Annotated in this window: 8 protein-coding genes; 5 read left to right on the top strand and 3 right to left on the bottom strand. The window is 49.5% G+C overall.

The window, feature by feature from the left end; all coding sequences use genetic code 11:
• The first annotated feature begins 58 nt into the window (after positions 1 to 58).
• Positions 59 to 889 carry a symmetrical bis(5'-nucleosyl)-tetraphosphatase gene (locus ACTHS4_RS00460; protein ID WP_063068237.1) on the top strand — a complete coding sequence of 277 codons (831 nt, stop codon included), beginning with the start codon at positions 59 to 61 and terminating at the stop codon, positions 887 to 889.
• Positions 890 to 944: 55 nt separating this feature from the next.
• Here ACTHS4_RS00460 and ACTHS4_RS00455 read toward each other — a convergent pair whose 3' ends face one another.
• On the bottom strand, positions 945 to 2,318 hold the full coding sequence (locus ACTHS4_RS00455) for an FAD-binding oxidoreductase (RefSeq protein WP_070826496.1): 1,374 nt from the start codon (positions 2,316 to 2,318) through the stop codon (positions 945 to 947).
• Between the two features lie 95 nt (positions 2,319 to 2,413).
• Positions 2,414 to 2,680 carry a hypothetical protein gene (locus ACTHS4_RS00450; protein WP_070826495.1) on the bottom strand — a complete coding sequence of 89 codons (267 nt, stop codon included), beginning with the start codon at positions 2,678 to 2,680 and terminating at the stop codon, positions 2,414 to 2,416.
• Positions 2,681 to 3,195: 515 nt separating this feature from the next.
• On the opposite strand from ACTHS4_RS00450, the gene ACTHS4_RS00445 reads away from it, so the two are divergent.
• The 4 genes from ACTHS4_RS00445 to ACTHS4_RS00430 all read left to right on the top strand — a co-directional run bounded on the left by ACTHS4_RS00445 (position 3,196) and on the right by ACTHS4_RS00430 (position 13,108).
• A complete protein-coding gene (locus tag ACTHS4_RS00445; protein ID WP_003683125.1) occupies positions 3,196 to 3,678 on the top strand; it encodes an FKBP-type peptidyl-prolyl cis-trans isomerase in 483 nt (160 codons plus the stop codon).
• Between the two features lie 217 nt (positions 3,679 to 3,895).
• Entirely contained in the window at positions 3,896 to 8,182 is a 4,287-nt protein-coding gene (gene glgB / locus ACTHS4_RS00440) for a 1,4-alpha-glucan branching protein GlgB (protein WP_070826494.1), read from the top strand.
• 145 nt (positions 8,183 to 8,327) lie between these two features.
• Positions 8,328 to 10,313 carry a glycogen debranching protein GlgX gene (gene glgX / locus ACTHS4_RS00435; protein WP_070826493.1) on the top strand — a complete coding sequence of 662 codons (1,986 nt, stop codon included), beginning with the start codon at positions 8,328 to 8,330 and terminating at the stop codon, positions 10,311 to 10,313.
• 314 nt (positions 10,314 to 10,627) lie between these two features.
• Entirely contained in the window at positions 10,628 to 13,108 is a 2,481-nt protein-coding gene (locus ACTHS4_RS00430) for a glycogen/starch/alpha-glucan phosphorylase (protein ID WP_371460009.1), read from the top strand.
• A 129-nt stretch (positions 13,109 to 13,237) separates the two neighbouring features.
• Here ACTHS4_RS00430 and ACTHS4_RS00425 read toward each other — a convergent pair whose 3' ends face one another.
• Positions 13,238 to 14,731, bottom strand: coding sequence for a surface lipoprotein assembly modifier (locus tag ACTHS4_RS00425; RefSeq protein ID WP_371509157.1), 1,494 nt, complete (start codon positions 14,729 to 14,731; stop codon positions 13,238 to 13,240).
• Between the last annotated feature and the right edge of the window lie 56 nt (positions 14,732 to 14,787).

Here is a 14,787-nt window from a genome sequence, read left to right as displayed (position 1 = left end):
GACGGCCTGGGCTGGGCTTGAGGCCGTCTGAAAATAATAACAACGGAAAACAATAATAATGGCACATTACGCAATCGGAGACATTCAAGGCTGTTTTGATGAGCTGACTTTGTTGCTTGCCAAAATCGGCTTTAATCATGGTACGGACACCCTTTGGCTGGTCGGCGATATTGTCAATCGCGGCCCGAAGTCTTTGGAAACCCTGAAATTTGCCAAAGAGCATGACAGCAGTGTGCAAATGGTTTTGGGCAATCATGATTTACATCTTTTGGCAGTCGGTTGCGGTGAAGGAACGCTCAAGCGTAGTGATACGGTTGAGCCGATTTTGACCCATCCCGATAGTCATGCCATGCTTGACTGGCTGCGTCATCAGCCGCTGTTGGTGCGCGGCGACAGGCATGTGATGGTGCATGCCGGTATTTTGCCGCAATGGTCGGTTGATAAAGCCGAAAGCCTTGCCCGTGAAGCTGAGGATGAGTTGCAAGGTAAAAAGTACAGGAAATTTTTTGGCAAAATGTACGGCAACAAGCCGACCGAGTGGACGGACGATTTGACAGGCTATGAGCGCCTACGCATGATTATCAACGTCTTTACCCGTATGCGGGCGCTGACGTATAAAGGCGAATTGGATTATGAATATAAATCCACTCTGAAAAAAATGCCGCTTTACCTGCGCCCTTGGTTTAAAGCGCCGGATAGGCAGAATTTGGATTATATTACCGTGTTCGGACATTGGTCGTCATTGGGTTACGTTAATACCGATCAGGTTATTGCTTTGGATACCGGCGCGTTGTGGGGCGGAGAGCTGACAGCGGTCAATTTGGATACCAACGAAGTGATACAGGTACCGTCGTTGGGCGGATTGGATTGGAAAACGGCATTGAAATAGTTTGGATAAAATAAAAAGGCCGTCTGAAATGTTTCAGACGGCCTTTTTGTATTGGTTAATCCAAAGAAGGCAGGAGTTTGTCCGGATTCATAATGCTATAAGGGTCAAGCTGATTTTTGATGGCATGCATCAGAACGAGTTCGGCCTGTGTACGTACGCGGGGCAGCCAATGTTTTTTGATGATGCCTACGCCGTGTTCTGCGGCAATCGTACCGTGGCAGGCAAGGATGTTTTCATAAACAATGGTATTGACGGCGTCTTCGTATTGGTAGGCTTCGTTGCTCAATACGTTGGGAAGGAATGTATTGTAATGCAGGCTGCCGTCACCTAAATGTCCGAAGCAGACAATTTGTATGCCGGGGAAACGGGTTTCCAAGGCAGGCGCGCATTGGCGGACAAAGGTGGCTACTTGGGCGATAGGGACGGCAATGTCGTGTTTGATGCTGGTGCCGAGTTTGCGTTGGGAAGCGGAAATATTTTCACGCAAGGTCCATAAATCGGAGCGCTCTTGCTCGGATTGCGCCAAGATGCTGTTTTCCCATCCGTTTTGATAGAGAAATTCGGCAAGCTTTTCATCCAGTCCGGCATCGGGAACGGAATCTGCAAGTTCAATCAAAATATGCCATTCCGCATCGGCAGGCTTTTTGAGTTGGCTGAATTCCGAAGATAAATCGAGGGCAAAGCGGCTGATCAGCTCGAAACTGGTCAAGCGTTCGGCAAAATGGCCTTGTACCGCAGTTAAAAGCGAGACGGCGGATTCAATATCGTCTAAACCTACCCATGCTGTCGCTTTGGTTTTGGGCTGGGCAAAGAGTTTGAGTGTGGCGGCGGTAATGATGCCCAATGTTCCTTCGCTGCCGATAAAAAGATGGCGCAAATCGTAGCCGGTTGTGTTTTTGTGCAGGGGCTGAAGGTGGGAAACCAGTTCGCCGTTTGGTAAAACGACTTCCAAACCCAATACCAAATCACGCATGCTGCCGTAACGCAAGACATTCAAACCGCCGGCATTACAGGCGATATTGCCGCCGATTTGGCAAGAGCCTTCGCTGGCAAGGCTGAGCGGAAACAGTCGTCCGGCTTCGGCTGCCGCCTTTTGAGCATTTTGCAAAATCACGCCAGCTTCAACCGTCATGCTGTTGTCGGCAAGGTTGATATCGCGGATGCGGTTGAGTTTGGAGAGATTGAGCAGTACACCTTCGGTGGTTACCGTTGCGCCGCATAATCCGGTATTGCCGCCCTGCGGGGTGACGCGGATACGGTTCTCAAAGCAGAAACGCATGATTTTCTGCACGCTTTCGACAGAGTTCGGCTGTAAGACAATATTCGGCGAAGAAACAAAGCGGTGGCGTTGGTCATTTAACAAGGCCGGAGTGGCTTCGATAATTTCAGAGGCGGAAAGAAACTCAGCAAAACGGTCGTGAAGGTGCATGGCAGTCAGGCGGAAAAGTCGGGAAGGGGAGTGTGAGGAATGTAAAAAAGCAGGATACGCAATGGTATCCTGCTTTTCTTATATTCAAAAGAATATTATTTAGCAGCTTCAGAAGCGGCAGAAGCAGCGGCTTCAGCAGCAGATGCAGCAGCTTCAGTAGCAGAAGCAGCGGCTTCAGTAGCAGATGCAGCGGCTTCAGTAGCAGCAGCTTCGGTAGCTTCAGCAGCAGAAGCAGCAGCTTCAGTAGCAGAAGCAGCGGCTTCAGAAGCAGCAGAAGCAGCAGTTTCAGCAGCTTTATCAGCACCGCCACAAGCGGCCAAAGCTAAAGACAACAAAGCAGCAGCGAACAGAGATTTTTTCATTTTTGAGGACCTTTTTTAAATCGATTTAAACATTTAAACTAAAAATAGCCGTCAAACGGCCTGTACAGTAGAAATTCATTGCTGAATTTTCGTTATTATGCCCCACGGGGTGGGCCAATGCAACGTTGCTTAACCGTTTGCGGATTAAAATCAATACAAAATTAACGAAAATAATGTAAATCAGGGAGGCAGGTAAAAAATCATCTAAAAATATTCATAATTAATGAACTTTTAAAAAGTTGTTTATATTCAATAATTTGATTATTTTTAACTGTTGTTGGTTTTAAGGATTTAGAATGTTTTTGCGTTTGGGGAATTTTTTGTAATTTAGCAACTTTGTGTTGTGAAAAAGCAACTTTTATGGATTGGGATCATTCAATTTGGTTTTTTATATGGGCTTTTTTGGTTTTGTTGTGTTTGCCAAAAGTATTTGTTTAAGGTAAACCGATTGTTTAGTTACAGCTGTGATAGAATAGCCTGGACTTGACTTTTAAATATTGATTAAGGACGACATGATGTCTATTGTTAAAAATTCCGTAGTTTCGCTGCATTATGAAATGTACGATGCAAACAACCAGTTGTTGGATAAAACCGAAGAGCCGATTGCTTACCTGCATGGCGGTTATGACGGTATTTTCCCTTTGGTGGAAGAAGCGTTGCACGGCAAAAATGTAGGAGATACCGTTGAAGTGGCTTTGTCGCCTGATGATGCTTTCGGCGAGCAAGATCCTGAGCTGGTGCGTATTGAAGATGTAAGCGTGTTCCCTGTCGAAGTTGAAGTCGGCATGATGTTTGAAGCCGATGATCCGGAAACCGGCGATGTATTGATTTATCGTGTAACCGATGTTGCCGACGGTAAAGCCGTAGTGGATGGTAACCATCCTTTGGCCGGTATGAAAGTATTGTTCAAAGCGACTGTTGAAGGTGTGCGCGATGCGACCGAGGAAGAAATTGCCCACGGTCACGTACATGGCCCGCACGGTCATCACCACCACTAATCAGGCTTGAAGCATGATAAAGGCCGTCTGAAAAGGAATGAAACCTTCCTTTTCAGACGGCCTTTAAGTTTTTACAAGACAGATAAATAGGAAATTTTGGCGCAGGTCAAATCAAACAGGGAAATATGGATTTTGTTAGAGACTACAATAAATTACATATAACGGTGCGACACAATCTGTATTAAGATTCAGATATTGGTAAAACAGGCAGAATGCAATGAGTGAGACATTGGAGCGACAGGCCGTAGAGGCCGGTATTGATTTAGGCTACCACGACATCAACGGTACATATCATGCGACCAAACCTGAAGTGTTGGAATCGATCGTTGCTGTTTTGGACAAAAGCAAACCGGATTCAGACGGCCTTTATCTGAATACGATGATCGCGCATGAAAACGGCGAAGAATCTTTACAGATGCCGTCTGAATTTCATGGTGCGGAAGCGGTCGTATTGATTGATGAGGCAGATGAGTGCCAGAGCTTGACTTTATATCCAGGCGACAACGATACGCTTTGGATTAAGCTGCCCCGACTGGCTTGCGGTTATTACACTTTGTCGGCCGATACCGGTGGCGGATGTCGCCTTGTACGCCTGATTGTTGCGCCTGAATCGGTTTACCAACCCAAACTGCTTGCCAATGGCGGTCGGATGAATGGTTTGACCATGCATTTGTACAGTCTGCGTTCCGAGCGCAACTGGGGCATAGGCGACTTTACTGATTTGTTGAACCTGATGAAATATGCGGGGGAGAAAAAGCTGGATTTTGTCGGTATCAACCCTTTGCACGCCTTGTTTACCAGCAAGCCTGCCTTTGCCAGCCCGTATAGCCCTTCTTCGCGCGAATGGCTCAATCCGATTTACTTGGATATCGAAAAAGTCGGCGCGTTTACTTATAACGAGCAACTGAAAAACTGGCTGGCACAACCGAAAATCCGTCAGCGTATTGCCGCTTTGCGTGTTACGGAAACGGTGACTTATACGGCGGTTTGGGCATGCAAGCGTGATGCGCTGCAAATGGCGTTTAATGCGTTTGAACAAAATACCTGCGAAGCTGCGGCAAATGAACGCGCTGCATTTGAAGCATTTGTTGCGGAAAAAGGCAAGGCTTTGCAAGGCTTCGGTTTGTTTGAGGCTTTGGACCAGTATTACAGCCGTCCCGGACAAGTGGGTTGGCAGTCATGGCCGTCTGAATTTCATCAGCCTGATGGCGAAGCGGTAGAAAAATTCGCGCGCAGCCATGAACGTGAAATCCGTTTTTATATGTGGCTGCAATGGCTTTGTGCGGAGCAGTTGCGCGAAGTCAACCAAGCCGCTGCCGAATACGGTGTCAAACTCGGCATTTACGGCGATTTGGCAGTCGGCGTGGCGCGAGGCAGCGCGGATACTTGGTTAAACCGCCAAGATTATTGTATGGACGTATCGGTCGGCGCGCCGCCCGATCCTTTGGGGCCGACAGGGCAGAATTGGGATTTGCCGCCGCTTAATCCGTCGATGTTGAAGCATACGGGCTATGAGAAGTTTGCCCATTTGTTGCGCGAAAACATGCGCCTGTATGGCGTGTTGCGGATTGACCATGTGATGGCATTGTGTCGTTTGTGGTGGGTTTTAAACGATAAAACAGCAGATTTCGGCGCATATGTGCATTACGATGCCGAAGTGACTTTTGCCATTTTGGCCTTGGAAAGCCGGCGCAACCGTTGCGTCATTATCGGCGAGGATTTGGGTACGGTACCCGATCAAGCGCGTTATCTGCTCAACCGCTATCAAGTGTTCTCTTACAAAGTCATGTATTTCAGCAAGGGCTGGAACGGTTTTCAATTACCTGAAGAATACCCCGAGCAGGCGATTACGGTCATCAGTACCCACGATGTTGCGCCCTTGGCAGGCTATTGGATAGGCAAAGATTTGGATACGATGTTCAAACTCGGTACTTTGCCTGATGCAGCCGCTTTTCAGACGGCCTTGGACGAGCGCGAACACGATAAAGCTGATTTGCTGGATAAATTGAAAGAAACCGGCTGTCTGGGTGCAGACGTACAAATGCCGGCAAAAGCCGATGAAACCTTGCTGGCGGCTTTGCATAAATACGGCGCATTGAGCCGCAGCAAACTTTACGCCGTACAACTGGAAAACCTGCTGGGCGTCATCGACAATCTGAATGTCCCGGGTGTAACCGAAGGCTATCCGAACTGGGCGCAAAAAATGCCGGTTTCTTTGGAAGATTTCCTACAACACCGCCTCATGGGCGGCCAACTTGCCATTATTGACGAGGTACGCATGAAAACAAACAGCCAAATCAAGACTTATCATGAACTTGACCAAATCGAGCGCGATACGGTCGAAAGCCTGTTTCTTGCCACCCACAGCGACTTGTTCGCTTATCTGGGGCGACATCGCCTTGCAGAGGGCGATGAAGTGGTACGCGTTTTGATTCCCGGCGCAGTAAGCGTGGATATTGTGAACCGCCGCAGCGGCGAACTCATCGTGCCGTCTGAAAAAATTGATGAACGCGGTTTCTTTGTGGCTGTTTTGCCCGATGATGCGCCTGATTACGCTTTGCGTATCCGTTACACCGAAGACACCGAGCCAGTGATTGAAGAAGACCCTTATCATTTCAGCTCTGCATTGCAAGACATGGATTCCTGGCTGTTGGCCGAAGGCAAACACCTGCGTCCTTATGAGACTTTAGGCGCGCATTTTGCCGAGTTGGATGGCGTGAAGGGTATACGCTTTGCCGTCTGGGCGCCCAATGCGCAACGCGTTTCCGTTATCGGCGAATTTAATAACTGGGACGGCCGCCGCCATGTAATGCGTTTCCACCGCGACAACGGTATTTGGGACATCTTTATTCCTGCAGTCAAACTTAATGCCCTCTACAAATTTGAAATCCGCGATGCCAACGGTAATGTACGTGAAAAAGCCGACCCGTATGCTTTCGGTGCGGAACTGCGCCCGACCACCGCATCTATCGTGCGTGGTTTGCCTGATGAAGTGGAAGAACCGGCCTTCCGCGCTCGCGCCAATGCCATTGATGCGCCGATCAGCATTTATGAAGTGCATTTGGGTTCGTGGAAACGCAATCCGGAAAACAATTTCTGGCTGACTTACGAAGAGCTTGCCAAAGAATTGGTGGCATACGTCAAAGACATGGGCTTTACCCATATCGAGTTCCTGCCTGTTTCCGAATATCCGTTTGACGGCTCATGGGGCTATCAGGCAACCGGTTTGTATGCGCCGACCAGCCGTTTCGGTTCGCCGGAAGAATTGCGTGCATTGATTAAAGCCGCGCACGAAGCAGGTATCAGCGTTATCCTCGACTGGGTGGTCGGCCATTTCCCAACCGACGACCACGGCCTGGCCAAATTCGACGGCACCGCGCTGTACGAACACGCCGATCCGCGCGAAGGATACCACCAAGACTGGAACACCCTGATTTACAACTTCGGCAGAAACGAAGTGAAAAACTTCCTGCAAGGCAACGCCCTGTATTGGATAGAACGTTTTGGCTTTGACGGTATCCGCGTTGACGCGGTGGCTTCGATGATTTACCGCAACTATTCGCGCAAAGACGGCGAGTGGATTCCGAACCAATACGGCGGCCATGAAAACCTTGAAGCCATCGCTTTCCTGCGTGATACCAACACCATGTTGAAAGAGGAAGTTCCGGCTGCGACTGAAATCGCCGAAGAGTCCACTTCATTTGCCAATGTGACCCGCCAAGAAGGCTTGAACTTCAGCTTCAAATGGAATATGGGCTGGATGAACGATACTTTGCGCTACATGATGGAAGACCCCATCAACCGCAAATACCACCACAACAAAATGACTTTCGGCATGATGTATCAGTACAGCGAAAACTTCGTCCTGCCGCTCTCGCACGACGAAGTCGTGCATGGTAAACGTTCGCTGCTCGGACGTATGCCCGGCGACTGCTGGCAACAATTTGCCAACCTGCGCGCCTACTACGGCTTTATGTACGGATTCCCCGGTAAGAAACTGTTGTTTATGGGCAATGAGTTTGCACAAGGCCGCGAGTGGAACTACAACGAAGGACTGGATTGGTTCTTGCTGGAGCAAGAAGGCGGCTGGCATAAAGGCGTACAAGACTTCGTGCGCGAGTTGAACCATGTCTATAAAGACACTGCGCCGCTTTATCAATTAGACCAATGGCCTGAAGGATTTGAATGGCTGGTTGCCGATGACGGCGACAATTCCGTATTCGTTTTCGAGCGCCGCGACCGCGAAGGCAACCGCGTTATCGTCATCAGCAACTTCACACCAGTAGTACGCGAAGGCTACCGCTTTGGTGTGAATTCTGCCGGCGAATACCGCGAAATCCTCAATTCAGACGACCTGCATTACAAAGGCAGCGGCGTTTCTGCCGGCGCAACGGTGGAGACAGAAGAAGTTTGGTCGCATAGCAAACCAAATTCCCTGTCTGTTACCGTACCGCCGTTGGCAACCGTTTACCTGTATCAGGCGGCAGTCAAAGACGAAGCGTAAATCAACTTTGAGGGTGGGCATCATGCCTGCCCAATCAGCTGAAAATTAAAAGATAGTGATATCAATATGATTCAAGGCCGTCTGAAAGATTTTCAGACGGCCTTATATTGGACACGAAACCAAATACATACTAAGGAATCATTCTATGACTGCCAAATCATGGCATATGGAGGAAGGCAAGCCTTATCCCATGGGCGCGACCCTGACAAGCAAGGGCGCGAATTTCACCTTGTTTTCCATCAATGCCGAAAAGGTCGAATTGTGTCTGTTTGATAAGGATAAAGAAACCCGTTTGGAGATGCCTTCGCGGCGCGGTTCGGTATTTTACGGATTTGTGCCGGATGTTAAGGCAGGGCAGCGATACGGTTTTCGCGTGTATGGACGTGAAAACGCAGAATACGGCTCATGTTTTAATCCCAACAAATTGCTGATTGACCCGTATTCTAAAAAAATTGACGGCAAACCAAGCTACCGTACCGCTGAAGAAATGGCATGGTTCAGGCCGGAAGATGAACGCGACAATGCCACCGTTGCACCGAAAAGCGTCGTGATCGGATGCAGCCGATTTAATTGGGCCAAAGATTGCCGTCCGGAAATACCGTGGGGCAAAACCGTTATTTATGAAGCCCATGTCAAAGGGTTTACCAAGCAGTTCCCCGATTTGAAATATGCAGGTACTTATAAAGCCTTGAGTGATAAACGGGTTTTGGCTTATTTGCAAGAGTTGGGGGTAACGACGGTCGAGCTGCTGCCGATTCATTATCATCTGGACGAATACCATCTTCAGCAGATGGGCTTGAGCAATTATTGGGGCTACAACACTTACTCCCATTTTGCCGTCGAGCCGTCTTATGCCGACAATCCTGAGCGTGCGGCGGCGGAGTTTAAACAGGCGGTCAGAGCCCTGCATCAGGCAGGTTTGGAAGTGATTTTGGATGTCGTGTACAACCACACGGCCGAACAGGACGACAAAGGACCGATGCTGTGTCAGCGCGGTATCGACAACACTTTATGGTATTGGCACACCTCTTACGGCAGCTATGAAAACTGGTCGGGTTGCGGCAATACGCTCAATATTGTCCGTCGCGATGTTACCCGTTGGGCGGCAGACAGCCTGCGTTATTGGGCTGAGGAGTTTCATGTTGACGGCTTCCGTTTCGACTTGGGAACCGTATTGGGACGCGAACCTGATTTCCAATCGTACGGCCGTTTTTTCCAAGTCCTGTATCAAGACCCGGTTTTGGCTGGTTTGAAGCTGATTGTTGAAGCATGGGACATCGGCGAGGGCGGCTATCACTTGGGCAATTTCCCGCAACCTTTTGCCGAATGGAACGGCCGTTTCCGCGATGATATGCGCGCGTTTTGGTCATGGGAAAGCGGCAATTTGGGCGCATTTGCCGAACGCTTGGCCGGGTCGTCCGATATTTTCAACCACAGCGGCCGCCACCCGTCCGCCAGCATCAACTTCATCACTGCACACGACGGCTTCACTCTGCGCGATTTGGTCAGCTATAACGAAAAACACAACGAAGCTAACGGCGAAAACAACCGCGACGGGCATAATGAAAACATCAGCTACAACCACGGCGTAGAAGGCGAAACCGATGATGAAGAGGTTTTGCTTAATCGCGAATACACCTCCAAAGCGTTGCTTGCCTCCTTATTTTTATCCAACGGTACGCCCATGCTTTTGGCCGGCGATGAGTTCGGCAACAGTCAGCAAGGCAACAACAATAGCTATTGCCAAGATAATCCGATTACATGGCTGGATTGGCAAAATGAGTCTTATTTGTTACGAAATTACACTCAAGAGCTGATACGCGTACGCAGCCAAATCAAATTGTTGACAGATGATTGCTGGTGGGAAAAAGAGCGGGTGCAATGGCTCAATGCCGATAGCAGCCCGATGACGGAATATTGTTGGCACAACAGGGGCAGTAAGGCGATTCAGATCGTTTTGGACGATGAGTGGCTGCTGTTGGTCAATGCCAAACGTAGTCGTCAGTTATTTAACCTGCCTCAAGGCAATTGGGAAATTTCTTGCGTACCATCTGAGAAATTTAATTACGAAGAATCAGGAAAATGTGTTGTTGAGCATATGGGGATTTGGATTTTACATAAAACAAATTAAATGAGAATTAAGTTATTGGTTGGTTAACTTTTTGATATTTTGTCGGTATTTGTTCATTTTTGGCTTGGTGGTATAAATTGAAAATGCCGATAAGATGATGAATGGTTTAATTGTTAATTGAATGTTTTATAAAGAAAAATATATCCTTTTTTTAAATATTTCCGCTATAATCCCCTTAGTTTGTAACAAATCTACGCACCATTCCTTTCAGACGGCCTGTTGCTGTTGTCAGGCCGTCTGAAAACCGAGTTTCGTTGTTTTTAATAAAACCATCAGGCGCGTTGTCCAGTGCCTCACGCTAGAGAAAGGCTTCCATGGCTAAGAAAAAACTCCCCATCTCCGGTTACGATTATGTAATGCCTAAACCGGACGCCGAAACCATCCGCAAGTCCATCGTTTACAAGCTGATTTTCATCTTGGGCGTAGATCCGAAGGAGGCAACTTCACACCAATGGCTCAACGCCGCCATGCTTGCCGCGCGTGACCTGATTGCGGAAGATTTCCTCAAAACACGCCGCGCCCACATCGACAACAGCAAACGCATGGTTTATTACCTGTCTATGGAATTCCTGCTCGGCCGTTCATTTGTCAACGCGCTGATTAACGAAGGCGTTTACGCCGAATTCGAAGAAGCCTTTAAGCAACTGGGCAAAGAATTTGCCGATGTCTGCGAACAAGAAGAAGATCCGGGTTTGGGTAACGGCGGTTTGGGCCGTCTGGCCGCCTGCTTCCTCGACTCTTTGGCAACCCTGCGCATTCCGGCCATGGGCTACGGCATCCGTTACCAATACGGTATGTTCAAACAAGAAATCGTGGATGGCCAACAAGTTGAAAAACCTGATTTGTGGCTCGACCAAGATTTGGCATGGCAGTTTGCCCGTCCGAACAAACAATATTCCGTCCGTTTCGGTGGTCAAGTGTTGAACTTGGGCGACAAAAAAGAATGGCAGCCGAGCGAAGAAATTTCCGCTTGGGCATACGATGAAATCATTCCGGGCTATGGCGGCGAATGTGCTAACCCATTGCGTTTGTGGACCGCACACGCAGGCAACCTGTTCGACCTTGCCGACTTCAACCGAGGCGACTATGCCTCTGCCGTTCGCGCACAAAACAGCGACGAAAACATCTCACGCGTTCTGTATCCGAACGACTCTACCGATTCCGGCCGCGAATTGCGCCTGAAGCAAGAATACTTCTTGGTTTCCGCTTCCGTTCAAGACATCGTTGCACGTCACAAATGCCGTTTCCCAAGTATCCGCACTTTGGCGGACGAAGTCGCCATCCATTTGAACGACACCCATCCGGTGCTCGCTATTCCAGAATTGATGCGTATCCTGATTGATGAAGAGGGCATCGCATGGACTGAAGCATGGAATATGTGCTGTAAGATTTTCTCTTATACCAACCACACATTGATGAGCGAAGCCTTGGAAACTTGGCAGGTTGACCTGATGGGCCGTCTGCTGCCACGCCACTTGGACATCATCTTTGAAATCAACGCCTACTTCCTCAATGCCTTACGCGCCATCGGCAACTTCGACGACGACTTTGTCCGCCGCGTATCCATCATTGACGAAACCCACGGCCGTCGCGTCCGCATGGCATGGCTGGCGGTTATCGGTTCGCACAAAGTCAACGGCGTGGCAAAAATCCACTCCGATTTGATGACTACATCCATCTTCGCCGACTTCGCCAAAGTATTCCCGGAACGCTTTACCAACGTAACCAACGGCGTAACCCCGCGCCGCTGGATCAACATCGCCAACCCGGGCCTGACCAAATTCTTGGATAAACATCTGGGCGACGAAGACTGGCGTCTGCATTTGGACAACCTGACCAAGCTCAACGACAAAGTGGACGATGCCTCCGTACAGGCAGAATTCGGCGAAGTAAAAAAAGCCGCCAAAGAGCGCCTTGCCAAATACATCGAAACCGAGCTGGGCATCAAAATTAACACCGATGCACTTTTCGACATCCAAATCAAACGTATCCACGAGTACAAACGTCAAGCATTGAACGTGATGCACATCGTCGACCGTTACAACAAAATCTTGGAAAACCCGGATTTCGATTGGCAGCCGCGCGTGTTCATCTTTGCCGGTAAAGCCGCTTCCGCCTATTACATGGCGAAGAAAATCATCCGACTGATTAACGACGTTGCCAAAGTCATCAACAACGACACCCGTATCCGTGACCTGATTAAAGTCGTTTACATTCCAAACTACAGCGTCAGCCTTGCCCAAATCATCATCCCGGCCGCCGATTTGCACGAACAAATCTCACTGGCAGGTACAGAGGCATCCGGTACCAGTAACATGAAATTTGCCCTCAACGGCGCAATCTGTATGGGCACACTGGACGGCGCGAACGTTGAGATTTTGGAAAAAGTCGGCGCGGACAACTGCTATATCTTCGGTAACACCGTAGAACAAGTCGAAGAAATCCGCCGCAACGGTTACGACCCGTTGAGCTATATCGAGCGAGACAGCGACCTGCGCCGCGTCGTCAACCAAATCAGCCAAGGCACTTTCTCTCCGGAAGAGCCAAACCGCTACAACGACGTGTTGCAACCATACGGCGACTTCTATCAACTGATGGCCGATTTCCGCAGCTACATCGACACGCAATACAAAGCGGACGAGCACTACCGCAACGTATCCGCATGGCGCAAATCAGCCTTGATCAACATCGCCAACATGGGCTTCTTCTCATCCGACCGCTCCATCGCCGACTACTGCCGCGATATTTGGTACATCAAACCATTGAGCGAAAAAGAATTGCCCGGCAGAAATTAAGCGTTGAGCAGATAGCGAAAGCCGATACATCGGAAAGGTGTATCGGCTTTTTTCAGACGGCATGAAATAGAAACGAGTAAAACAGTATGGTTGTATCGCTGTTTTAGCGTATTTCGAAATGACTCAATTTTAAAATCGATATTTAAAATTTAGTAACCATTCATTCTGACGGTAGCGGTAATGTGCTGTATTGCTATGGGAGATTGAGCGTCTGAAACGAAATTCAGGATACACGCCTTTAAGGTTCCACTGCGGAAAGCCCACAGCGGCTATCATTATGTATTGATTGTCGCGCCGCCGTTTGTTGTCGCTGACAAAACTTGCCGCATCATAAAGACTGCGGCGGTGAAGCAGGATGGCGTTGAGGTAAGTACCGCTTGAAAAAAAACTATACGCTCCCAGCCGTGTTGTATATTCCTTGCTGGAAGAAGATTTTTCGGGATAGGCTTTGCGTGTTGCATCAAAGTTGGCGAACAGGCCGCTTTTCGATGTGAGAGAAAATTCTGTCCCCGCGCCCAGTTCGTATTGTTTGTAGTCGGCAAAATAATCTTTGCTTTGTCCGCTGTATCCGGTCTTTTTCGCTCCGGCACGGGCATTGACACGCCAGCGCGGGGAGAGTGTGCGCGACCAGTCGGCATCCACACCCCATGCGCGGTAGTGGGTGTGGCGGTTGCGGAAGTCGTATTCGAAATAGGGCAGCAGGGAAAAGGAGGAGCGTGTGTCGGCATAGGCATATCCCGCGTACAGCGAACTGTTGTGATAGCTGTAATCCGGCATGGCTGTCGAATCTTTGTCTTTTTCCGTGTAGCGGTTGCCGTACAGTACACCGCGCACCAGTACGCCGTGATGTCCTTTGAGCGGGACGGTTTTTTCGGCAGTCGCGCTATAGGATGAGAAGGTCGAATCCGTTGGTGCGGGCAGGGTACGCTCCATCAAGCACATGCCTGAGATTTCCCACACGCATTGGTTGATGCCGTTGCCTTGGTTTACATTGCTATTGTAGCCGTAGCCGAGGCTGATTTGGCCGTGCCAGTGGCGGCGTTTGCCCAGTTCGGATAGGTAGTTTTCCACGATGGGGCGGGTTTCAGCAGGAATATCTGTTTTCAGAACTTTTTCAAATGCGGCAGCGGACTCTTTGTTTTGGTTGTCTTCGGCATAAAACCGCCCCGCTTCGAGCAGCAGGCGTAGGTTGTCGGGTTCGGCTTCCAAGGCCGTCTGAAAACTGTTCCCTGCCGCGCGGAAATTCCCTTCGTCCCGTTTTTGCAGCGCATCGGCCAAATGAATCAGCGCGGGTTTATGCTGGGGCAGTTTGGCGTAGCGGGCAGCGAACTGGCGCACCTTGTGCCACTGCCGCGCGTTGAGGGCGTGGTAAATCGCGCTTTCCAGCTCTTCCGCCGTATCGCCGACTTGATAGACTGTACCGTCTATCATGATGTAGCCGTCGTTTTCCCCCACTTCACCGCGTGCCTGTTCCGTGTCCAGCCAGCCGCTTTCGCGGTATTGCTGCGTTTGGCGGCTGCTTTCGTCCAGCAGGCGGCGGCGTTCGTCCGCGGCATCGTCGGACGGAGCGGCAAGGCATACCGTACAGAGCGGTAGAAAAAGCAGGCAGAAGTGGTGTTTCATGGGATGGGGTCCTTTGGGCGGAGAGGCCGTCTGAAAGAAGTCGGATTTGATAAAAC

The organism is Neisseria sp. P0014.S009, from assembly GCF_051958155.1.
GTDB lineage: Bacteria > Pseudomonadota > Gammaproteobacteria > Burkholderiales > Neisseriaceae > Neisseria > Neisseria flavescens_C.
This window is presented reverse-complemented; position numbering and strand designations above follow the sequence as displayed.

Bases quoted from the DNA above. Each gene is read 5' to 3' on its own strand.
- ACTHS4_RS00460 (WP_063068237.1), top strand. From the start codon at position 59: ATGGCACATTACGCAATCGGAGACATTCAAGGCTGTTTTGATGAGCTG.
- ACTHS4_RS00455 (WP_070826496.1), bottom strand. From the start codon at position 2,318: ATGCACCTTCACGACCGTTTTGCTGAGTTTCTTTCCGCCTCTGAAATT.
- ACTHS4_RS00450 (WP_070826495.1), bottom strand. From the start codon at position 2,680: ATGAAAAAATCTCTGTTCGCTGCTGCTTTGTTGTCTTTAGCTTTGGCC.
- ACTHS4_RS00445 (WP_003683125.1), top strand. From the start codon at position 3,196: ATGTCTATTGTTAAAAATTCCGTAGTTTCGCTGCATTATGAAATGTAC.
- glgB (WP_070826494.1), top strand. From the start codon at position 3,896: ATGAGTGAGACATTGGAGCGACAGGCCGTAGAGGCCGGTATTGATTTA.
- glgX (WP_070826493.1), top strand. From the start codon at position 8,328: ATGACTGCCAAATCATGGCATATGGAGGAAGGCAAGCCTTATCCCATG.
- ACTHS4_RS00430 (WP_371460009.1), top strand. From the start codon at position 10,628: ATGGCTAAGAAAAAACTCCCCATCTCCGGTTACGATTATGTAATGCCT.
- ACTHS4_RS00425 (WP_371509157.1), bottom strand. From the start codon at position 14,731: ATGAAACACCACTTCTGCCTGCTTTTTCTACCGCTCTGTACGGTATGC.